Source organism: Pseudomonas sp. RIT409 (genome assembly GCF_003052515.2).
Lineage (GTDB): Bacteria > Pseudomonadota > Gammaproteobacteria > Pseudomonadales > Pseudomonadaceae > Aquipseudomonas.
This window is the reverse complement of sequence record NZ_QARE02000024.1, coordinates 42,026-62,815: the sequence shown is the minus strand read 5'-3', so window position 1 is coordinate 62,815 and position 20,790 is coordinate 42,026. Positions and strand designations below refer to the sequence as shown.

23 protein-coding genes, 1 tRNA gene and 1 riboswitch are annotated in these 20,790 nt (G+C 63.5%); of the genes, 6 read left to right on the top strand and 18 right to left on the bottom strand.

Features of this window, described 5'->3' with window-relative positions; translation table 11 throughout:
- Position 1: 1 nt before the first annotated feature.
- The 10 genes from hrpT to DBP26_RS27085 all read right to left on the bottom strand — a co-directional run bounded on the left by hrpT (position 2) and on the right by DBP26_RS27085 (position 6,702).
- Positions 2-208, bottom strand: coding sequence for an HrpT family type III secretion system protein (gene hrpT / locus DBP26_RS23300; RefSeq protein ID WP_108239811.1), 207 nt, complete (start codon positions 206-208; stop codon positions 2-4).
- Positions 205-2,301 carry a type III secretion system outer membrane ring subunit SctC gene (gene sctC / locus DBP26_RS23295; protein WP_108239810.1) on the bottom strand — a complete coding sequence of 699 codons (2,097 nt, stop codon included), beginning with the start codon at positions 2,299-2,301 and terminating at the stop codon, positions 205-207. Before sctC ends, hrpT begins: the two co-directional genes overlap by 4 nt.
- 1 nt (position 2,302) lies before the next feature.
- A complete protein-coding gene (locus DBP26_RS23290) occupies positions 2,303-2,734 on the bottom strand; it encodes a type III secretion protein (protein ID WP_108239809.1) in 432 nt (143 codons plus the stop codon).
- Positions 2,721-2,945 carry a type III secretion protein gene (locus tag DBP26_RS23285; RefSeq protein WP_108239808.1) on the bottom strand — a complete coding sequence of 75 codons (225 nt, stop codon included), beginning with the start codon at positions 2,943-2,945 and terminating at the stop codon, positions 2,721-2,723. Before DBP26_RS23285 ends, DBP26_RS23290 begins: the two co-directional genes overlap by 14 nt.
- Positions 2,946-3,033: 88 nt before the next feature.
- Positions 3,034-3,618, bottom strand: a complete 585-nt coding sequence (sctL, locus tag DBP26_RS23280) for a type III secretion system stator protein SctL (protein ID WP_108239807.1) — start codon at positions 3,616-3,618, stop codon at positions 3,034-3,036.
- A 38-nt stretch (positions 3,619-3,656) separates the two neighbouring features.
- Positions 3,657-4,181 carry a type III secretion protein gene (locus tag DBP26_RS23275; protein WP_256601510.1) on the bottom strand — a complete coding sequence of 175 codons (525 nt, stop codon included), beginning with the start codon at positions 4,179-4,181 and terminating at the stop codon, positions 3,657-3,659.
- Between the two features lie 5 nt (positions 4,182-4,186).
- Positions 4,187-4,993: a type III secretion inner membrane ring lipoprotein SctJ gene (gene sctJ / locus DBP26_RS23270; protein WP_108239806.1), complete on the bottom strand. Its 807-nt coding sequence runs from the start codon at positions 4,991-4,993 to the stop codon at positions 4,187-4,189.
- A 9-nt stretch (positions 4,994-5,002) separates the two neighbouring features.
- Complete coding sequence (gene sctI / locus DBP26_RS23265) at positions 5,003-5,377, bottom strand: type III secretion system inner rod subunit SctI (protein WP_108239805.1); 375 nt, start codon at positions 5,375-5,377, stop codon at positions 5,003-5,005.
- Between the two features lie 38 nt (positions 5,378-5,415).
- On the bottom strand, positions 5,416-6,312 hold the full coding sequence (locus DBP26_RS23260; protein ID WP_108239804.1) for a harpin HrpZ family protein: 897 nt from the start codon (positions 6,310-6,312) through the stop codon (positions 5,416-5,418).
- A 51-nt stretch (positions 6,313-6,363) separates the two neighbouring features.
- Entirely contained in the window at positions 6,364-6,702 is a 339-nt protein-coding gene (locus tag DBP26_RS27085; RefSeq protein ID WP_177411119.1) for a hypothetical protein, read from the bottom strand.
- Positions 6,703-6,981: 279 nt separating this feature from the next.
- Between DBP26_RS27085 and DBP26_RS23250 the strand changes: the two genes are divergently transcribed.
- Entirely contained in the window at positions 6,982-7,167 is a 186-nt protein-coding gene (locus tag DBP26_RS23250) for a general stress protein (protein ID WP_108239802.1), read from the top strand.
- Positions 7,168-7,230: 63 nt separating this feature from the next.
- Here the strand turns inward: DBP26_RS23250 and DBP26_RS27010 are convergent, their stop codons facing one another.
- Both DBP26_RS27010 and DBP26_RS23245 read right to left on the bottom strand, forming a co-directional pair.
- Positions 7,231-7,386: a hypothetical protein gene (locus DBP26_RS27010; protein WP_158541434.1), complete on the bottom strand. Its 156-nt coding sequence runs from the start codon at positions 7,384-7,386 to the stop codon at positions 7,231-7,233.
- A gap of 38 nt (positions 7,387-7,424) precedes the next feature.
- Entirely contained in the window at positions 7,425-7,982 is a 558-nt protein-coding gene (locus DBP26_RS23245; protein WP_108239801.1) for an ATP-dependent Clp protease proteolytic subunit, read from the bottom strand.
- A gap of 170 nt (positions 7,983-8,152) precedes the next feature.
- On the opposite strand from DBP26_RS23245, the gene DBP26_RS23240 reads away from it, so the two are divergent.
- The 5 genes from DBP26_RS23240 to DBP26_RS23220 all read left to right on the top strand — a co-directional run bounded on the left by DBP26_RS23240 (position 8,153) and on the right by DBP26_RS23220 (position 13,471).
- Positions 8,153-9,148 (top strand): aldo/keto reductase, encoded by a 996-nt coding sequence (locus DBP26_RS23240; protein WP_108239800.1) that lies wholly within the window; start codon positions 8,153-8,155, stop codon positions 9,146-9,148.
- Between the two features lie 273 nt (positions 9,149-9,421).
- Positions 9,422-10,153 (top strand): aspartate/glutamate racemase family protein, encoded by a 732-nt coding sequence (locus tag DBP26_RS23235; RefSeq protein ID WP_108239799.1) that lies wholly within the window; start codon positions 9,422-9,424, stop codon positions 10,151-10,153.
- Positions 10,154-10,319: 166 nt separating this feature from the next.
- Positions 10,320-10,516: riboswitch (cobalamin riboswitch) on the top strand.
- A 125-nt stretch (positions 10,517-10,641) separates the two neighbouring features.
- Complete coding sequence (locus DBP26_RS23230; protein ID WP_108239798.1) at positions 10,642-11,658, top strand: ABC transporter substrate-binding protein; 1,017 nt, start codon at positions 10,642-10,644, stop codon at positions 11,656-11,658.
- On the top strand, positions 11,655-12,686 hold the full coding sequence (locus DBP26_RS23225; protein ID WP_108239797.1) for an iron chelate uptake ABC transporter family permease subunit: 1,032 nt from the start codon (positions 11,655-11,657) through the stop codon (positions 12,684-12,686). The genes DBP26_RS23230 and DBP26_RS23225 overlap by 4 nt, the downstream gene beginning before the upstream one ends.
- Entirely contained in the window at positions 12,683-13,471 is a 789-nt protein-coding gene (locus tag DBP26_RS23220; protein WP_108239796.1) for an ABC transporter ATP-binding protein, read from the top strand. Before DBP26_RS23225 ends, DBP26_RS23220 begins: the two co-directional genes overlap by 4 nt.
- 217 nt (positions 13,472-13,688) lie before the next feature.
- On the opposite strand, the gene DBP26_RS23215 is transcribed toward DBP26_RS23220, so the two are convergent.
- The 6 genes from DBP26_RS23215 to selA form a co-directional block, all read right to left on the bottom strand.
- Positions 13,689-14,306: a response regulator gene (locus tag DBP26_RS23215; RefSeq protein WP_218565121.1), complete on the bottom strand. Its 618-nt coding sequence runs from the start codon at positions 14,304-14,306 to the stop codon at positions 13,689-13,691.
- Positions 14,307-14,321: 15 nt separating this feature from the next.
- Positions 14,322-15,845: a winged helix-turn-helix domain-containing protein gene (locus tag DBP26_RS23210; protein WP_108239795.1), complete on the bottom strand. Its 1,524-nt coding sequence runs from the start codon at positions 15,843-15,845 to the stop codon at positions 14,322-14,324.
- A gap of 426 nt (positions 15,846-16,271) precedes the next feature.
- On the bottom strand, positions 16,272-17,144 hold the full coding sequence (locus DBP26_RS23205) for an AraC family transcriptional regulator (RefSeq protein ID WP_108239794.1): 873 nt from the start codon (positions 17,142-17,144) through the stop codon (positions 16,272-16,274).
- 133 nt (positions 17,145-17,277) lie between these two features.
- Positions 17,278-17,373 (bottom strand) — tRNA-Sec (locus DBP26_RS23200).
- A gap of 8 nt (positions 17,374-17,381) precedes the next feature.
- Positions 17,382-19,310, bottom strand: coding sequence for a selenocysteine-specific translation elongation factor (selB, locus tag DBP26_RS23195; RefSeq protein ID WP_108239793.1), 1,929 nt, complete (start codon positions 19,308-19,310; stop codon positions 17,382-17,384).
- Positions 19,307-20,752 carry an L-seryl-tRNA(Sec) selenium transferase gene (selA, locus tag DBP26_RS23190; protein ID WP_108239792.1) on the bottom strand — a complete coding sequence of 482 codons (1,446 nt, stop codon included), beginning with the start codon at positions 20,750-20,752 and terminating at the stop codon, positions 19,307-19,309. Before selA ends, selB begins: the two co-directional genes overlap by 4 nt.
- Positions 20,753-20,790: the final 38 nt, after the last annotated feature.

Below are 20,790 nucleotides of genomic sequence, written 5' to 3'. Positions count from 1 at the left end.
GTCAGTCCTTTAGCGGCACAACCGTGTAATCCTGCTGGTGATCGCGCTCATCGATGCCTTGGCGCATGTCGGGCGGCCACCAGATCACCAGCTCGCGGTCGGTGGAGTCCGGGCGTTTGCAGGCATAGCCCGCGCAGCCCGAATGGCTGGCACAACCACCCAGCGTGGCGACCAGCAGGAGAAGAATGACGTAACCGCGCAGATTCATCGTGGAGCCCCTTTGAGCAGCGAAGGTCGGTTCTGTTTGGCCTGGGTCGACACCTGAGGCTGACGCAGGGCGATGTAGATTTCGCTTTCTGCGCCCGGTTGCAACCAGGCGTGCGGCCAGGCGCTGACGCCCATCACCCAACGCCCCCCACAACGGCTTTCGTCGATGCGAATCGGCTTGGACGTGGTGTTTTTTGCCACCACTACGGCTACGCCCCAGTCCTTGCGGGAAAACCATTGCGAACGCTGGCGATCCAGCGCGAGCCCATCGCCCGGATCGCACAGGCTGTCGGGCTCGAAGGGCAATGTCTCGCCGCTGTTGAAGCCCACCGGCGCAACGCCGTCGAGCAACTGGGTGAACGCATTCTGCACATCGCCACGGGTCGGGGTTTCACCGCCATCGCGGCGCTGCTTGATGCGTTTCATCTGGTCGTCGACATCGTGGGGGTTGCTGATTTCCACATAGCGCGACGGGTTGACCTGATCGCCGATCAGGCGTGGCGTCAGGATGAACAGCCGCTCGCGCTGACTGAGTTCGCGGCTGCGGTTCTGGAACAACAGCTTGCCAATCACCGGGATGTCACCCAGCAGCGGGATCTTGTTCACCTTGTCATTGGTTTCCAGGCCATGAAAACCACCGATGACCAGCGAGCCGTGTTCGGCGATGACCGCCTGGGTGCTGACGTTGCCCTTGCGCACCGCGGGCTGGTCTTCGTTGATCGTCGAGGTGTCGATCTGGCCGTCCTCGATGTCGACGATCAGTTGGACCTGAGAGCTGTTGCCTTTTTCCAGCGACCTGGGGATCACCTGCAAACTGGTGCCCGCCGTGATCGGTTGAATGTCAGCGACGCGTTCGGAGGTGGCGGTCAGGTATTCAGTGCGGCTGAAGTCGATCACCGCAGGCTGGTTCTCCAGCGTGAGGATCGAGGGATTGCCGATCACCGAGGCCGCGCCATTGCCTTCGAGCGCGTGCAGGTCGGCGGCGAACTTCCCGGCGTCCTGAATGAACAGCGTGGAGCTGGTGCCTTGCGAGAACAGATTGGCCCCGCCACTGACGCTGCCGGCATTGAAGTTCCAGCGGCTGGACAGTTCGGCTAGCTCGTTACGGTCGATATCCAGGATCACCGCATCGATTTCAATCAGGTTGCGCGGGGTGTCCAGCTCTTTGACCAGTTTCTGGTACATCGCCTTGCGCTTGGGCAAGTCATAGATCAGCACCGCGTTATTGCGCACATCGGCACTGACGCGGATCTTCGAGCGGCCGCCGCTGGCGCTGGCAGTGCCACCGCGCTTCCCACCGCTGCCCAATACCCGATCCAGCCCTTGCTCCAGCGCGTTGGTGTCGAACCCACCGCTTTCCAGGCCGCCGTAATTCAGGCCTGCGGAGCTGCTGCCGGACAAGCGCCCGCCGCCCTGCCCCTGGAGCAGGTTCACGCCATTGATCGACTCGCCCCGGGAGCGGCTTTCCAACAGTTCCTGAAGGATGCTGGCGACGCCTGCTACGGTCAGTTGCTGGTCGCGGTAGCGGATGGTGCGGTCGGCGGCGTTGGCATATTTCAGCGGCAATACCACGATGTCTTGCTTCTCCGCCTTCTCTGGGGTCTCGACCTTCTTGCTGTAGGTGCGGATGAAATCGACGTATTTGGCCGGGCCGCGCACCAGGACCACCCCTTCGTCAGGCAACGCGCCCCAACCGAAACGTTTGTCCAGCAGCCCGACGTCGGACAGCGCCTGCTGCAGGTCATCCACGGCCTCGGGCGAGACTTCGATGCGCGCCGACGTTTGCTCGCCGGTGGGGCTGATGTAGAGGGTTTCGTTGTAGACGAACCATTGGAAGTGGTGTTCCTGCCCCAGCCGATCGAGAAACGCCTGGGGGTTCTGAGCCCGGATGCGGCCGTCCAGCGTGCCCTGAATCGGCGCCATGTCCAGGCCGATACCAAACTCCTTGGCGAAGTCCTTGAGCGCGGTGGCCAGGTCGGTCTGCCGCGCATCGTAGGCGTAAGCGGTGTGTTTCCAGGCATCCGGTACCGCCGCCAGCACGGGGTTTGCCACCCCGATCATCAGCAAAGGCAACCACATCAAAGCCTTGCGCATTTCACACTCCTGGTTGCCAGGTATTGAGGGACGCGCGGGCCGACGGCAAGGCCGTGGCATGGCGCAGGGAGGTTTGCAGCAGGCTCAGCAAGGCGGCGCGTTGATTGGCCAGGTGTTCCAGTCGTTCGAGCAGATCGTCGGGGCCGCAGGGATCGGCCAGCCAAGTGGTCAGCACCACGCAGCGGCTGTCCGGGTCGACGGCCAGCGCACCAGCGCACGCACAGGCCACACTGGCGCCCCCTTGAGTCAGCATTGCCTCGAGACGTTGCGGGTCGGTCCCGTCGTAGGGATCGAGCAGGTCCAGGCTGATCCTCACACCATTGCCGAGTACCGCCAGCCGTGCATTGGCGTCGTCGATCCAGCAGTCCAGCGGTGTGAGCGGACGTTGCTCACACCACCGGGCGAGGATCGCCGTGAAGTCACTGAATTCCATCGATGATCGCTTTCGTGATGCCGTGTTTGGCGCGCAGCCCTTCATTGAGAATCATGTTGGCGACGTTGGTCTGCTGGGTGGCGTCGTTGAAAGCCTGGAGGTCTTCCATGGTGCCGCTTTCCGATGCGGCTTCGGCGGCCTCTTCCATGCCGCTCTGCGCCCGGCTGTAGGCATGGTCGAGGTGGTTCTGGAGGGATTTGAAACTGATCATTGCGGATACTCCGGGGTAAGGGTTCATTCCCTGAGTGGAAATCACCCGACGTCCGGTTCCCGTTCCGGGGCAAAAAAGGTCGAGTCCGCTAGGCCGTTGCGGCGTCCGCGCCCAACAATCCCCTGCGCAACGAGGCCCAGTCGATGTCGAAAGCGCCCTGCTCATCGCTCAGGCGCAAGGCGTCGTCGGGCATCAAGGGGTCGCCCTTCAATTGCCAGTGTTCGGCGAACCGACTTTGCGCCAGCCATGCGGCCAGGTCGTCGAGCCGATCCGGATGGGCGCTGAGGGTGGCCAGCACTGCATGCCGCTGGCTGTCGGCAAGGTTGCGCACCACCGCGCGGGTGCGCTCGGCCAGCGAAGCCTCGTCGAGCAACCGGGCCAGCGACTCATTGAGCAGCGCTTCGAGCGTTTCCAACGCGTCTTGCTGCAACCGCTGACGCTGCAGTTCCAGCCCTTCAAGCACGGCGTTGGCCTGCGTCCAGAACTGCGCCAGCGCCTGTTCCCGCTCCCGTTGCGCCTGCTCGGCCGCGTCGGCGAGGAGCTGCTGAGCTTCGCGTCGTGCCGTGTCCAACACCTCGCACGCACGTTGCATGTCAGCGATGTCCTCGCGTCGCAGGACAGGTTCGGCGAGCACGTCGAAGGACGCCAGTGAAAGGCTGCGTTTGGCGAGCATGTCGGGTTCCTTTTCTCAAACCAGCTGTGATTCGGGATTCACCCCCGCGAGACACGCCACAGCACGGCCTGCCAGAGGGTCTGCAGTTTGTTCGAGGGCAGGTCATTGAAGGCGGGTTGTAACGCGTCGGGCGCCCAGCTCAACCGCAGCCGGGACCAGCACGCCTCACCCGCCCACGCCGCCAGCAAAGCCCGCGGGTCCTGCGTGGCCGGATCGAGCCAGGCGCCCGGGCGCAGGGCCTTGGCGACGGCGCGGCACCAGGCTTCATCCGCTGCGCCCCCATCACCCGGCACCCTGAGACCCAGGCAGATGCTGGCCGCCAGTTGCAGGGCCTGATGCCGTTGATCGTCGGTCAACCGCAACCACTGCACCACACCTTCGTTCGGTTCGGGGGGTTGAGTCGGGGCAATGCCCACGCTGGACAAGAACGCACTGTGCCGACCGAGCAACAGTTGGTGGGCCTGCGCCATGGGCCAACCACAGGCCTCGACGAACGGCTCGATCCAGCCGCGATGGGCCACGTGCCACGGCGCGCACCACCACTGGATCCAGTGTTTATCCACTGCGATCACCCTGCGCGCACCGGCAGGCGCGAACGCTCGCCGCGCTGCAAGCCGAAGCGTTGCAATACGGCGTTTCGCCAATCGCTGCGCAGGATCAGAATCAGCAAGGCCATCAACAGCAGGCCCGCCACGGGCGCGATCCATCGCATGCTTTTCCAGAACGCCAGCTGTTCGCTGTCCACCAGAAACGGACCGAAGTGCGCCAGGTGCTCGGTGTCCTGAAACTCGGCAGCGGGTACGAAGACGATGGCAAATTTTTTGGAGTTCAGGGGCTCACCCGACATCCCGGGAATGCTGCTGGCAATCATCTGCTGAATGCGCCCGCGCACGCTGTCCGGATCCAGTGCCGAGGTGTGCTTGATGAATACCGCAGCCGACGCCGGCTGAACCGGCTCGCCGGGGGCGATGCGTTCGGGCAGCACCACATGCACCCGTGCAACGATCACCCCGTCGATCTGCGACAGCGTGGCTTCCAGTTCCTGAGACAAGGCGTAAATGTAGCGGGCGCGCTCTTCGAGGGGGGTGGAGATCACCCCTTCCTTCTTGAAGATTTCACCCAGGCTGCTGCGCGAACGACGCGGCAGGCCAGCGGCGTCCAGCACCCGTACCGCGCGATTGATATCGGCGGTGGGCACGGCGATCACCACGCCGGTCTTTTCCGTGCGTTTGCGGGCATCGATGTGCTGGTCGGCCAGGCTGGCGATCACATCGTTGCCATCCTGTTCGGAAAGGCCACTGAACAGATCGGTTTCGTCGCTGCAGCCGCTGAGCAGCAGCATCAGGCACATCAGAGCCGCGGTCAGATAATTCACGCCAGGCCTCTACTGAAGGTTGGTCAGCTTGTCGAACGCCTGAGCGCTTTTGTTGACCACCTTGGTGGTCAACGCCATTTGCAACGAATATTGGGACAGGGATCGGCTCATCTGAGCGATCTCGAGCGGATCGTCCGTGGTGGACGCCTTTTTCATCTTGCGCATGGCCTGGTGGGAAAAGTTGTCCATGGTCCCCAGGCGCTCCGACAGTGCGCTGGCGATCTGCTCGGACAGGTGACTGGGCTGCAACCCCGCGTCAGGGCGCATCGCCGCATTGAACAGGTCGACATCCGCCTGCGAAGGCCCGCTGACCAGTCCCTGATCCAGCTGCGGCTCAAGATCGGGGGATGGCGATTTGAGGTGATTGAGATTGGAAACGGTCACAGGGCTTCTCCAGCAGACGGTGTCGAACGGGGGTCGAATCAGGCCACGGCCTTGTCAGCGCCCAAGAGGGTCGAAACGATGGCATTGGCCGCCTGCGCCAGACTGTTTTGCAGATCGTGTTGAGCAAACAGCGGGTTCTGGCCGGTGATGCCTTCGCCACCGCCCTGCGTGGCTTGCAGGCCTTTTTCAATCAAGCCACCGAGCAACTGGCCCAGCTCCTGAACAGCGTTCTGGCCGGACTGCCCGCCGGAAGGCGCGAGGTCCAATGGGCTGCTGAGCGGACCACCCAGCGGGCCGCTGCTGTCACTGACGCCGTTCTGCTGCTGTTCGAGCTGGCCGCCGAGCATGTCCAGCGCCGCCCGGAAGGCACCGGTCTCGCTTTTATCGAGGAAATTGTCCTCTTTCAGCTCATTTTTCCAAGAACCGGAATCCGGCGCCGGGAACTTGCTCGGGTTTTCGTCCATGAACTGCGCGACCTTGTCCAGCAGCGGCATGTCATCAGAGGAAAACTTCGTTCCATCACCCTGCTTGCTGAGAAGGTCATCCAACGAAGCTTTACCCAGGCCGTTGAGCACCTGGTTCATCAGGTCTGGTTTGCCCGCGCCGCCACTGAGGCCAAAATCCGCCGCCGCGCCGAAATTGTCACCCAGCTTGTCTTTGATCAGGTCGCTGAGCGCCGCCTTGACCATGTCCGGCGAGCCCCCTCCCATCATTGCGGCGAGCGGGTTCATTTTCTTCATTTGGTCACCCACCATCTTGCCCAACGGCGAGTCCTGGTCCAGATGACCGCCTTGGGTCAGCGCATCGGCCAGTTGGTTGATGACATCCTTCAAGGACTGCTGCGGGCCGTGCTGCCCACCGATGCTGCCTGTGGAAAGGGCGGTACCGATGTGAGCGTTCTGCAGCGGGTTGAGACTGGCATTGAGACTAAGCATGAAACCTCCAACGTCAGGTGGATGCCCCCTTGTTCAGGGGGCGCGCGATGATCAGTAGCTGATGCCCTTGGCGTTCTGCGCCTCGGCGCTGATTGCCTTGTTCGCGCTGTCTTCCTTGCCGGAACGAATGGCGCTGAGCACATCGTTGGTCTGCTTGCGGATGTCGGCCTCCGTCTGCATGGCGATCAGGCGCGCCTGGCTGGCATCGGCCTTCTCGGTGGCTGCGCTTTGCGCCTGCTCGGCCTTGGAGGGGCCGCTCGAGTCGGCGATGTTTTTCTCCTGGTCAAGGTTGGAGTGAGCGCCGGCCAACTGCTGAGCGATCTGGCCACCACCGTTGATCGCGCCGTTTACAAAATTGCCTGCCATCGAAATCGGGTTAATACCTGGCATGTCGATTACTCCTGGGGTCATCACCAGCGAAAGTGCTTGGTGTCGATGGGTGGCACCCAGGTCTGAATCGGTTCCGCCCTCGCGGGCATAATTTTTCAGGCAATGATGGAAGGAGGCTGAGACGTTGCGCCACACTGCGCGCGTTCGGAAAGCAGGCGACTGGCCACTCCATCCGTCTGTCCGGTTGTACGCCGTTTGTTTAAACCAACTGCCGCTTGATCCATCCGAATAAGGGCGAGCCGAATGACTCGCCCTTCTCATAACAAGAGGTACGTAATCATGGCTAATACCGGAAAATCGAACCCTGGGAACTTCGCGAACGATCGTCAGAAAGCCTCTGAAGCAGGCAAAAAAGGCGGCCAGGCTTCGGGCGGCAGCAATGTGGCCGACGACCGGCAGAAAGCATCCGACGCCAACAAGAAAGGTGGCTCGATGCCACAAGGCGGCGCAGGGCGCAAATCCTGATCGATGACGATCAGCGCAAGGAGCGAGGGCGAAAGCTCTCGCTCTTTTAGTTTGGGCCAACCGTCATTCGTCAGGATCGATCAACGGCACAGTGGCATCGCGATCGAACTGCGAACCCGGGTCTTCATTGCCGGGATCATTGTCCACGTCCACTTCCAGATCTTCTTCGTCCAGCGCGTCCGGCGCCGTGTGCATTGCTGTGTGCAGGGTGTGTTGCATGGCAGGCTCCTTTGTGTCGGTTCGGTCAGTGCGGCGGTTCAGTTGCCCGTCACCGTCCAGTGGACGGCGTCCTCGGGAAATTTCAGTTGTTCGACCCGATGAGCGATGCCGCAGGCAATGGACTCCTCGGCGCTGATCACCTTTTCCTCGGCAGACAGGCAGCGGCCAATGTCCAGCGGCTGCGGGGCGCCCTGGGTTTCACTCGAGTAGATGTTCACGTAGCGCTGCAGGTCGTTGTCCAGGCTGCGCAAGTACTCGCGAATCCGCGAATGGTCCACGGAGCTCTGATTGAAGTACCAGCTCATGGGGTGGATCAGAAAGCGCGAGTGAGGACAGACGATTCGCTCATGGGCGGCGAGGTACATGACGATGCCCATCGATTCGATGTTGCCACTGTTCAACGCGCGGATCGGCACCGCCAGCGACTTGAGAAAGTTGTAAAGGGTAAAACCCAGCGCGGTGCTGCCACCGGCGGTCGAGAGGTTCAGCAACAGGCCCGTGGCGCCTTTGTCGAGGGCCTCCAGACAGCGGTCGCGAAAATGCTCGGTGCTGGCTTGATCGACCCCACAATGGAAATGGACGATGTGTTCACTCATCGACTGCCCTCCCTTTCCGGATTATCGAAACCGCGTGTGAAGTTGGAAGCCACGCGCTCGGGAAAAGTTGCATTTGCCCTTCCGGTCGAACTCCCGCCCCGCACGAGGATCTTTACCCATGCCGCTCCGCTCGTCGGCCGGTATTTCATGACGCCAGACAGGACACTCTCATGAGTCTGCACGACAAGATCATCGGCCGCCTGGGTTTCGGCTCGGCTCCGTTGGGCAACATGTTCCGCGACATTGGCGAAGAAGAAGCCGCCGCCACCGTGCAATCGGCGTGGGACCAAGGCATTCGCTATTTCGATACGGCGCCGCTGTACGGGGCCGGTCTGTCCGAACAGCGCCTTGGCCGGGCGCTGGCTCACCTGCCCCGGGACGCCTACACCCTCAGCACCAAAGTGGGCCGACTGGTGTCCGAGGCGCTCGACACGCAACCGCGCAACGGTCCGTTCACGGACGGTTTGAAGAACAAGATCCTGACCGATTATTCCGCCGACGCCACCTTGCGCTCCATCGACGCCAGCCTTGAACGGCTGAAGACCGACCGGCTGGACATCGTGTTCGTTCATGACATCGCGCAGGACGCCCACGGCGATGAGTGGATCGAGCATTTCAATGTTGCCCGTACCGGCGCCTTCCGTACCCTCACGCGCCTGCGTGAGGAAGGCGTGATCAAGGCTTGGGGACTGGGCGTCAACCGCGTCGAACCCTGTGAACTCACCCTGGATTTGAGTGAAGCACAACCCGATGGTTTTCTCTTGGCCGGACGTTACTCGCTGCTCGATCACGACCAGCCACTGCAACGCCTGTTCGCCAAGGCGCGCGAACACAACGCCGAGTTCGTCGTGGGCGGGCCTTACAGTTCGGGGGTGCTGGTCGGCGGCAAGCATTTCGAGTACCAGCCCGCTGCCCAGGCCATGCTGGACAAAGTGGCGCACATACAGGAGATCGCTCGGCAGTATCAGGTCGACATCAAAGCCGCAGCGTTGCAGTTCGTGCTGGCCAACCCCTTGGTCGCTGCGGTGATTCCCGGGGCCAGCCGCCCCTCGCGGATTGCCGAGGATGTGGCCGCGGTCGAGGCCCAGGTGCCTGACGGATTCTGGCAGGCCATGCGCGATCAGGGCTTCATTGCCAGCCAGGCGCCCGTGCCAAGCAAATTCTGACCGCCCCCTCACAGCGCTGGAGTCAGTTTGGCTCCAGCTCAATGTGTCTGGCGCGATGGGCTGTCATGACGGCGCTGCCTGCTGACACACCTGAGCGCAGGCCTTGGGTTCACGTGCCATCGAACGCGGTGACCTCTCTCCCCCTCGTGTGCCACCCTCGATTCCGTTCCCACAAACCGCGTGCGTTGAGTTAGCCTTGCCCTCGCCCTGTATACACAGCACCCATAAATCGTGCACACCGCTCAATCTTGTCCTACCGCGAGGCCGCCGCTCATGCGAATTCTGATCGTCAACGTCAACACCACCGAATCGATGACCCAGACCATCGCCGAACAGGCGCGCAGCGTCGCCTCCCCGGGCACCGAAATCATCGGCCTGACCCCACGCTTCGGCGCCGAATCGGTGGAGGGCAATTTCGAGAGCTACCTGGCCGCCTTGGCCGTGATGGACCGGGTGCTGTCGTACGATCAACCTTATGACGCGGTGATACAGGCCGGCTATGGCGAGCATGGTCGAGAAGGTTTGCAGGAGTTGCTTGAGGTGCCGGTGGTGGACATCACCGAAGCGGCCGCCAGTCTGGCCATGCTCTTGGGCCATGCCTATTCGGTCGTCACCACGCTGGACCGCACCGTGCCGCTGATCGAAGACCGACTGAAACTGGCCGGGGTCTACGAGCGCTGCGCCTCGGTTCGCGCCAGCGGCATGAGCGTGCTGGAACTGGAGCAAGCCCCGGATCGCGCACTGCACGCAATCGCCGAGCAAGCGGTCGAGGCCGTGCAGCAGGACAAGGCCGAAGTCATCTGCCTGGGGTGCGGCGGCATGGCCGGGCTGGAGCAACTGATCCGCGAGCGCGCCGGGGTGCCGGTGGTCGATGGCGTGACGGCTGCGGTGGCGCTGGCCGAATCCTTGGTGCGGCTGGGGTTGAAGACGTCCAAGGTGCGCACCTACGCCACGCCGCGCCCGAAGCGCGTGTCAGGCTGGCCGTTCAACTTTCCCGTCAAATGACGGCTATGCAGGCTGCGGCAGCGCTTGAACCGGTCCGCCGCCGTGGGGGGCCATTGGGCCTCGCACCCGTGTCGTGCCCTGCAACCGGCAGGTCCGTTGACGCCGTCGTACGGCTGAGCAATCGCCATCAGGCGGCAAGATCGACGTGTTCGGTCGGCCGCAAATCGTTTAGTATCCCCCCGCCGGTTTCCACACGGAATTAATAGGGAATCCAACAGCCTCGGCGTGAGGCTGAAACGGAACTGTCCCCGCAACTGTAGGCGCTGAGCCCTGCTTCCCGATTGCCACTGGTTCACACCGGGAAGGCCGAAGCAAGGCAACGACGCGCCAGTCAGGAGACCTGCCGGCCAGCGTCAATCATTCACCGGCGGGGTGTCCGGGGAAGGACTTCCGTCTGCGTACTCTGCGCCGCCTCCGCTCGCGTGGAGCCTATCGGATGTGCTTTCCAGTGCCTGCGCCCTTCAACAGGTCCACTGGAGACGCCCTTGATGTCGTTGCGCCCCCTTGCCGTGCTGTTCACCGGTCTGACGCTGTCCAGCGCACTGTTCATGTCCGCTGCCGTTGCCGCCCCTACGCACTACCCCTTGACCATCGACAACTGCGGCGTGCCGCTGACGTTCGCTCACGCCCCGCACCGTATCGTGACCATTGGCCAGGCGGCCACGGAGATGCTCTACGCACTGGGCCTTGGCCAGCAGGTGGTGGGCACCTCGCTCTGGTTCAACGACACCCTCCCCCAATTCAGCGCGCAGAACGCCCGGATCGAGCGCCTGGCCGACAACGCCCCCAGCTTTGAATCGGTGATCGGCAAGCGTCCTGACTTCGTGCCCGTGCAGTTCGAGTGGATGGTCGGCCCGCAAGGTGCCGTGGGCACCCGGCAACAGTTCCAGGACCTGAACATCGCCACCTACATTCTGCCGTCGGACTGCGAGGGGAAGAACAATCGGGTCGGTGCCGATGGCACGCGCACCGAGGCCTTTGGCGTTGATACGCTGTACAAGAGCATCAGGCAACAAGCGCAGATCTTCGATGTCCAGGCCCGCGCCGAGCAGTTGATCGAGGGCTACAAACGCCGTCTGGCCGATGCCGTCGAGCAGACCCGGCGTCGAAATGCCGAGCCTCTTTCGGCGGTGTTCTGGTTCTCCAGCCCCGATCTGCACAGCGACCCCTATGTGGCCGGGCGCAAAGGCATACCCCATTTCATGCTGGACACCCTGGGCATGCGGAACGTCATCCAGTCCGATGAAGAATGGCCGACCGTGGGCTGGGAAACCATTGCCAAGGCCAACCCGATGATTCTGGTGATCGCCCGCATGGACCGTCGGCGTTACCCGGCTGACGACCACGAGAAGAAGCTGGCTTTTCTCAAATCCGATCCAGTGACCCGCAACATGGACGCGGTGAAAAACAACCGCATCGTCATCATGGACGCCAGCGCGATGGAATCTGGTATTCGGCTGTTCGACGGCATCGAACAACTGGCCGCGGCCACCACCGGGCCATGAAGCTGCCCAGCATCGCCCGTTTGCTGGGCCATGGGCTGTGGGTCGGCGCGGTGCTGCTCCTGGCGATCCTGGCGGGCGTGGCCATCGGCGAAACGCCCATCAGCGTGTCGATCATCGCTCAGGTGCTGGCGAACAAACTCTGGGGTGCGGGGTTCGCCGTCGATCCGATCGATGAAGGTATCGTGTGGAATTACCGCCTGACCCGGGCCATCGTCGCCGCCGCGTGTGGGGCCGGTCTGGCGGTGTCTGGTGTGGTGCTGCAATCCTTGCTGCGCAATGCCCTGGCCGACCCGTACTTGCTGGGCATCTCGGCGGGGGCCTCCACCGGCGCTGTGTTGGTGGCGGTGATCGGGGTCGGCGGCGGCGCGGTGTCCTTGTCCATGGGCGCGTTTGCCGGGGCCGCGGCCGCGTTCGCCATGGTCGCCCTGCTCGCTCGCGTGTCCCGTGGCCAGCCTGCGACCGGTCAGATCATTCTGGCGGGCATCGCCGGTTCACAATTGTTCAACGCCCTGACCTCATTGCTGATCACCAAATCGGCGAATGCCGAGCAGGCCCGCGGGATTCTGTTCTGGCTGCTGGGCAACCTGAGTGGCGTGCGCTGGAGTGCCGTGGCGCTTTCGGTGCCCGTGGTGCTGCTCGGGCTGGGCGTGTGCCTGTGGCATCGACGGTCGCTCGATGCCTTCACCTTCGGCACCGACGCGGCCGCGTCCCTGGGCATTCCGGTGCGCCAGGTGCAGATCCTGCTGATCGCGAGCACGGCGCTGATCACCGCCGTGATGGTCTCTCTCGTCGGCTCGATCGGCTTCGTCGGGTTGGTCATTCCCCATGCCGTGCGGATGGCCACTGGCGTGCGGCATGCCCGGCTGCTGCCCCTGAGCGCCTTGAGCGGCGCGCTGTTTCTTGTCGCGGCCGACGTGGTCTCACGCACCCTGATCAAAGGCCAGGTGCTGCCGATCGGGGTGATCACCGCGCTGGTGGGCGCTCCGGTCTTCGCCCTGATTCTGATTCGGGGGAACCGCAGCCGATGAACGCTCCCGTGGACCAGGTGGTCAGCGTGCTCACCGCCTTCGATCTGAGCTACCGCATCAAAGGAACGCCGTTGCTCGAGGGGGTCGAGCTGGCAATACGTGCCGGCGAAAACCTGGGCGTCGTCGGCCCGAACGGCTCCGGCAAATCGACACTGATCAAACTGTTGGCCGGCATCGCAGTGCCCACCACAGGTGAGGTGCGGTTGCTCGGCGAACGGCTGACGACCCTCCCGCGCCGCCACATCGCGCAACGCCTGGCGGTGGTCGAGCAACAGGCCGAAACCAGCGATGCCATCAGCCTGGTGCAAGCGGTCGAACTGGGCCGCACGCCCTGGCTGTCGGCGTTGGCTCCCTGGGGCGAGGAGGACACCCGGATCGTTCACCAGGCGATTGCCGATGTCAGCCTGCAACACCTGCGCGATCGAGCCTGGCACACGCTGTCCGGCGGCGAGCGGCAACGCGCGCACATTGCCCGCGCACTGGCCCAACGGCCGCAGATTCTGCTGCTGGACGAGCCGACCAACCACCTGGACATTCAGCAGCAATTGGCGATTCTCACGCTGGTGCATCGCCTGCCCGTCACCACGATCATCGCCCTGCACGACCTGAATCAGGCCTTGGCCTGTGATCGGCTGGCGGTGATGGAGCGTGGAAGACTGGTGGCGTTGGGATCGCCGTTCGACGTGCTGACACCGGAGCGCTTGCGCAGCACGTTCGGCGTCAAGGGGCGTTGGCTGACCGATCCGCACGACGGCGCCCGGATATTGCGCTTGCAGTCCACCTGACCGCAGCCGATGGCGAGGCCTCGTCACGGCGCCCCGCTGACACCTTGAATGCACGATTAGGGCCCGTATGAAAATTCCCGAGACTTTTCATGCAGGCCCTAATCGATAAGGCGCGGGCATCAACCACCGAACTTCAGCGACGGCTTAGTTGGCCCGTTTGACATGTTAGATGACATACCAAGTTCAATTCGGCGCACATGGACAATTGTGCGCTCAATCATTGCGAGACTTCGCCAAGCCGCTCGTGCAGTTTCAATAGTTCGATGACATTGCGTGCATTCATCTTTGTCATCACGTGCTTCTTATGAACTTTTGCGGTGACTTCGCTGGTGCCTAGTTCCAACGCAATCTGTTTATTCATCTTGCCGGTAATCAATAACGCCATGACTTCCTTTTCCCGTGGCGTCAGTTGATTGAAGCGCTCTCGCGCGTCGCACACCCGTTGCCGTTCACTGAGATTGAGGGCGTCGGCGGCCAACGCCTCACGGATCAGGTCGAGCAGTTGCTCAGGCTCGAAAGGTTTGGTCAGGAATTCATGGGCACCGGCCTTGATCGCCTTCACCGACATGGCGATGGTGCCGAAACCGGTCATGAAGATGATCGGAAAGTGCTGGCCGCGCGCGTGCAGTTCATGCTGCAGATCGAAGCCGGACCCCTGCGCCAGGTTGACGTCCAGCAGCAGGCAGGTGGGCGCCTCCTCCAGGGTATGCCCAAGAAAGGCTTCGGCGCTGTCGAAGGCGCGGCAGGCGATGTCTTCCGAGCTCAACAGGCGTTGCAGGGCGGTGCGGATCGCGGCGTCGTCATCGACCACATACACCTTGGGGTTCACGCTCATGCACATATCCGTCGTTCAGCGGTTGGCCGCCATGCCTCTTTGATGGCGGGCATGATACCTGTCGGCCTCGACAGGCACAGCCATGAAGGCGGCAGACAGCCCGGCCGTTGCCCGGTAGCGGGGGTCGAGCCGGAGGGTTTCTCCGCTGATTTCCTGAGTCTGCACCACGCGCAGGCAGGCACGGGTGGAGGCCAACATGCGATACACACGGAACGGACCCTGCGCGGTCACCATCAGCAACGACTTGGTCGCCAGCCTGACCATGCAATCCATGATGCAACTGCGTGCCAGCGTTGCGCGCTGCAGCGCATGGCACGCCTGCTCCAGGGTGAATGGGCCCTCAAGGTCGGCCAGCAGGCGCAACACCGCACGCTCATCGGTACTCAACAAGCGGTAGCTCCAGGACAGCGAGGCATCCAGTGTTTGCTGGCGGGCGGGTGCCGTGCGACGGCTGGCGGCCAGCAGGTGCATGCTTTCGTCCAGGCTCTCCAGCAACTGGTAGAGGCCCAGGGCACACGCCCGGGCGGCGGCCATTTCGAGTGCCAGGGGTATACCGTCCAGGCGCCGACAGACTTGACCGACCAAGTCGACACTGTAATTGTCCAGTGCGGCGTCGCAGGTGTCGGCCATGTGGCAATCCAGCGCACGCCAATGCCGCAGAAACAACTGCGCCGAGCTGGCACCAAGAATCGCCGCGCGCGTCGCATCGGCCTCGGGAATCGCCAGCGGCGGGACCTGGAGACTGCGCTCTGCGGCGATCCTCAACGGCTCGCGACTGGTGGCGAGGATCTTCGTGCCCGGCGCGCCCTGCAGCAATTGCTCGGCAAAGCCGGCAATCGGGTCGATGAGGTGCTCACAGTTATCGAGGATGATCAGCCCAGGGCGCTCGGCCAGGTGCCGGATGAGCGAATCGAGGCTGTGCCCCGACCCCAAAACGCTGGCCAGGGCCTCCGGCAGATGATCCGCCGTCGGCAGCTCGGCCAGCGAAACGAAATGAACCGGCGCTTGATGGCGCTCCAGCCATTGCCGCCCCACCGCCACCGCCAGACTGGTTTTGCCCACGCCGCCAGGGCCGATCAAGGTGATCAGCGCATGGGCGTCACGCAAGGCTGAATGGACCTCATCCGCCAGCATGTCACGCCCGACCAGTTCAACCGCCGACGGCAGGTGCTGGCCAGCCAGGCTGCCTGTGTTGCGCGCCAGCGGAAGCGCCCGGGAATTGTCTTGCCCCGCGCTGTCCGCCGCCGTCTCTTCGCTTCCCAGGAGCATGTAGCCGCGGCCGGGAACCGTGCGGATCAGGTCACGATCACTGCCCAGCGCCTTGCGCAGGGCTGAGATATGCACCTGCAGGTTGTTCTCTTCGACGACCGTGTCGGGCCAGACACACTGAAGGATCTGTTCCTTGCTCAGCAACTGCCCCTGGTGGCGGATCAACAACTCGAGAATGTCGAAGGCACGGGTGCCGATCCGCAGCGCGACGCCGTCTTTGAACACATCCCTGAGCGCCAGGGACACGGTAGCCTGACCGAGCGTTATCATGATATTTGCGCAGTCCTTAAAGTGGGTTCGGCCGCTCCGATGTCATCGAACATGCTCACGTTAAAGCATCGCGAACAGGATCCATGTCATTGACCCAATTGTCATCAGCGTTCATCTAAACATTAAATGGTTCGGCGTGATATTACCTGTTGGGGTAGTGCACGGAGAACAACTTAATAATCGTGACCTGTGACCGTTATGCCCCTCTTTCAAAGTTATAACAAGTCCAGGCGTTATTGACTGAGTGTCCCCGTGCGGCACAGGTGTCTATTCGGCATGTTTTCCGGATCGCCCCCTCTTTGATCCGACCGCTCACGCTCGGGGGCTCCGGTTGACGGATTAAACCGGGTTTTGGCAGCGTGCTGTCGGCGCCGGGGGGCTGCGCGCAGGCCGGGTGACCCAAGGAGGCGCCGCGCGGCTGGCGGCTCAGCGAGGCAGGAACACCGACGCCTGATGGCGGTTGCGCCAGGCACTCGGCGGCTCGCCCACCAATCGCGTGAACACGCGCGTCATATGGGGCTGGTCGGCGAACCCGCAGGCCTGGGCGATCTGCGCCATCGGCATCGGCGGCACGGCGCGCAGCAAAGCCTGGGCACGTTCAACGCGCCTGTGGAGTAACCAGGTGTGAGGCGCCATGCCGGTGGCCTGCTTGAACGCGCGGGAAAAATGGCTGCGGGTCAGTGAACACTCTTGCGCGATGCGTTCAACCGAAAGCTCACCATCCAGGTGGTGGGCGATGAGTTCTTTGGCCACGGCCAGTTGCGCCGCCGTCAGGCTGGCATGCAACCTGCCGGAAGGAGGTGCCACCCGGCCATAGCGCTCGATCGAGTGCGTGGCAATGGCCATCAGCATATGGTCGAGAAACAGACGATTGGCCAACTCGGGGCGCTGCAAGGCGGGGAGTAACGCTTGGGCCAGGTGGTAGAGGGTCGCATCCTCCGCGCCGCCCGCATCGTAGCGAAACACGTCGACCCGCTTGCCACCCTGCTCTGACTGCAGCTCATCCAGCGTCTGCCGAGGCAGAATCAGGCGCAGGTTGTCATACCCGGATCGGTGCTGACAGCGCAGTTGGTCACCCATGAACGGCAGTGACACGGCGCCCTGCCGGTAACCTCCCGCGTAGCTCAGGCGACGTCCGCGCCACAGGCGATGCGCCTGGAAGTCCTGCAACTGGACGATGATCGAAAAAGCGTCGACCTGAGGTATTTCGACGATCGCGTCGGGGTCGGGCATGGGCTGACGGACGCGAACGGCTGAAAAGGCCTCACCGTTCAACTGGCTGATCAGGGGTGCGCTCACATTCCGCTCCTGTGCAATGGGCGATCGTTCGCGCACTTTCGCCAAGTCCGGCCGATTGTGCAATGGGCAAGGCGGACCGGATGACGCCCGCCCCGGCGCGCCGCTTCGGCGCCATGCGCGGTGCGGCGAGAAATGGCGGAAGGCAGCCGGAGTCGAACCTGCCCGGGAACGGATGCCGTCCCCCACCGGGTTTGAAGCCCGGCCGCGCCACCGGGCGCGATTGCCTTCCATGATCGCTCAAGCCGAATCGACTGCCCGCCGCTGTGCCATGGCGCTTTCAGGGCGCAGCCGGCGCTGGTCGCCAACCCGACGGGTCAAGCCGATACGGTCGAAAAATTCGAGAATCTGGATACTGCGCTTGCGCCCGATCCCGAGCCGGTCACGAAACGCGGCGGCCGAGATTGACGCATCGGCGTCAGACAGTTGCAACAGCATAGTCGCCATTCGTTCGAGTGTGGAGGCGGGATAAAACAGATCCTTGACGATCTGATGCACCTGGCCGATCCGCGCCAGTTTGCGCAGCAGAAGGCGGACGTCCGCTTCCGTCTGCCCACTATTGGCAGCCAGATGCCGCACCCACGGTGGATCGAAGCCGCCCTGCTCCATCAATGGCTGCAGTTGCACCCACAGCCCAGCGTCCTGCTCGTTGAGCTGCACCCGGTGCTCCGGACGCTGCAGCCAGGGTCCACTGCTGACCACCCTGCCATCGGCCACCAACTCGTCGAGCAAGGCGAGGAATGCCGGGCGTTCCAGCGCCATCGCCGCGAAGCGGCGCAAGCGGTCGCGATCCGGCCCCAGTTGATCGGGCTCCTGTTCGTGGAACCTCGCCAGATGCTGCAAGAGGTGCTCCTGCAGAGACGCCCAGCGCGCCTGGCTGAAGAGCAGCGAGCCTTGACGCGTGGCGATAAGGCGCACGTCGTCCGGCAGCCGCCACGTCGCACGCAACCGGTTGAACTGCCGCTCCAGGCGCTGCGGGTCGAGGCCGCTGTCGCTCTGGGCGATCAACGGCGGCAACGCCTGCTCCAGGCTCGCGGCGTCGGTCAATATCCGCAACTGGGCCAGGCGCGCCGGGTGGCGCCGGTGCCGGGACGGTGCAAATGGGTCCAGTACGCGGCCGCCACCCAGCGTGCGCTGGGCGCTGTGGTCACGCAACACCAGTGGATCGCCATGCACCGCCTGCACCGCGGCGTTGAGCAGCAGCTGCGCGAGCATGCGTCCGCCCGGCTCGATTCGCGCCCCTTCGAGCAAGGCCACGCGCGCCGAGACATCCTGGGTGCCGAGGTGCACATGCACCGGGGTGAAGTGTTCGAAGGCGCGGACTTCGCTCGACAGCAGGTGCATCTCGATGTCGACCCGTTGGGTCGGCGCGAACAGCCACTCGGCCAGCAACCAGTCGCCGCGATGAATCTGATCGAGCGTCAGCTTGTCCGCACTGAGGTTCAGCGCCACCCGCTGGCCCGCCCACGCTTGCGCCGCCTTCCGGTTTTGCGCATGCAGCCCCCGCACCCGGACGGCTTTACCGGCCAGCCCCAACAGCAGCGTGTCACCCACCGTCACCTGACCTGCCAGTGCGGTGCCGCTGACCACGATGCCGGCACCTGGAACGCTGAATGCCCGGTCGACCGCCAGGCGGAAACCGCCCTGATCGCTGCGCGCCTGCACTTCCCCGTGCGCCAGCAGCAAGGCGCGACGCAATGCATGGATGCCTTCACCGGTGTGGCTGGACACTTCGAACTGCAGGGCGTCGGCGTAGCGCCCCGGCGCCAGCAGCGCTCGGACCTGCATCCAGACCTCCTCTACACGTCGCCCATCGACCCGGTCGCACTTGCTGATGACCACCAGCAGCTCGGGAATGCCCAGCAGCTCGACGATCGCCAAGTGCTCCCGGGTCTGGGGCATCACGCCGTCGTCAGCGGCCACCACCAGCAACACCAGGTCGATGCCCTGCGCGCCGGCCAGCATGTTGTGAATGAAGCGTTCATGCCCCGGCACATCGATGAAGCCGGTCAACGGCCCGCCAGGTTCCAGCGCGGCATAGCGATAGCCCAGATCGATGGTGATGCCGCGCTCACGCTCTTCGCGACGCCGATCGCCTGCCTGCCCGGTAAGCGCCTCCAGCAACGCGGTCTTGCCGTGGTCGATATGCCCTGCGGTACCGACGATCACCCTGAACCCTCCTGCGTAGACGAACGGTTCAATCGAAGCCGGTGCAACTGTTCCAGCCAGCCCGCTTCGTCATCCAATTGGCGCAGGTCCAGCCACAGCGCGTCATCATCGATGCGGCCCAACACCGGAATCGGCAGCGCCCGCAACTGGGCTTCCAGGCCGTGCAAATGACGTCCTAGCCACTTCTTCGAGACGATCGGTCGTAAACACAGCGAGGCGCTGGGAAGCCGCGCCACCGGCTGACTGCCGCTGCCGATCATGCCCAGCGTCGGCACTGCGGTTACGTCCCAACCCGCCCCCACCGCACGGACGAGCGCCGGTTGCAGGCGCAGGGCCTGGGCCTGGATGTCGTCCCGGGACCGGGTCAACGCTCGCAGGCTGGGCAAGCGCTCGGCCAGGCGATCGGGATCGAGGTACAGCCTGAGCACCGCTTCCAGCGCTGCGAGGGTCAGTTTATCGACCCGCAGTGCACGCTTGAGCGGGTTCTTCTTGATCTTCGCGATCAGCGCCTTGCGACCCACGATCAAACCGGCCTGGGGCCCTCCCAGCAGCTTGTCGCCGCTGAAGGTGACCAGATCCGCGCCTTCGGCCAGCGCCTGGCGCACCGTGGGTTCGGCAGGCAGGCCCCAGCGCCTGAGATCCACCAGGCTGCCGCTGCCCAGGTCTTCCAGCAGCGGCAGCCCATGCGCTTGCGCAATCTGCGCCAGTTCCGGCGTCGACACCGAAGCGGTGAACCCTTGCACCCTGTAATTGCTGGTGTGGACCCGCATCAGCAATCCGCTGCGAGGATTGATCGCCTCGGCGTAGTCCTGGGGGTGCGTGCGGTTGGTGGTGCCGACTTCGCGTAATTTGACGCCGGCCCGGGCCATGATGTCAGGAATGCGAAACGCTCCCCCGATCTCGATCAATTCGCCGCGCGAGATGATGCCCTCTTTTCTCGCGCCCAGGCTGTTGAGGGCCAACAGCACGGCGGCGGCGTTGTTATTGACGACCGTGACCGCCTCGGCACCCGTCAACTCGCCGATCAGGTCTTCTATGAGGTCATCGCGATCACCGCGTCTACCGGTGTTCAGGTCAAACTCGAGGTTGAGGGGGTAACGGGCAGCGCACTGAATGGCTTCGATCGCTTCTTCCGGCAGCAGCGCTCGGCCGAGATTGGTGTGCAGCACTGTGCCGGTCAGGTTGAACACCCGGCGCACCCGACTCTGATGGTGCAAGGTCAGGCGTTCGTCCAGCCTGCCCACGATGACCTCGCTAGCGGTTTGGGCAGCGCCGAGCTGCCCCGTACGAACGGGCTCACGCAGATCGTCCAACAACTGACGCAAGGCTGTCAGCACCGCGTCGCGGCCATAGCGTTCAAGCAGAGGCTGGCAGGCAGGATGACGCAACAGGCTGTCGACGGAGGGTAATCGAGGGGCTTCGGCATTCACGGGTTGCGCCATTCACTCACTCCACCAGGGGCTGACTTGGCTTTCGACAC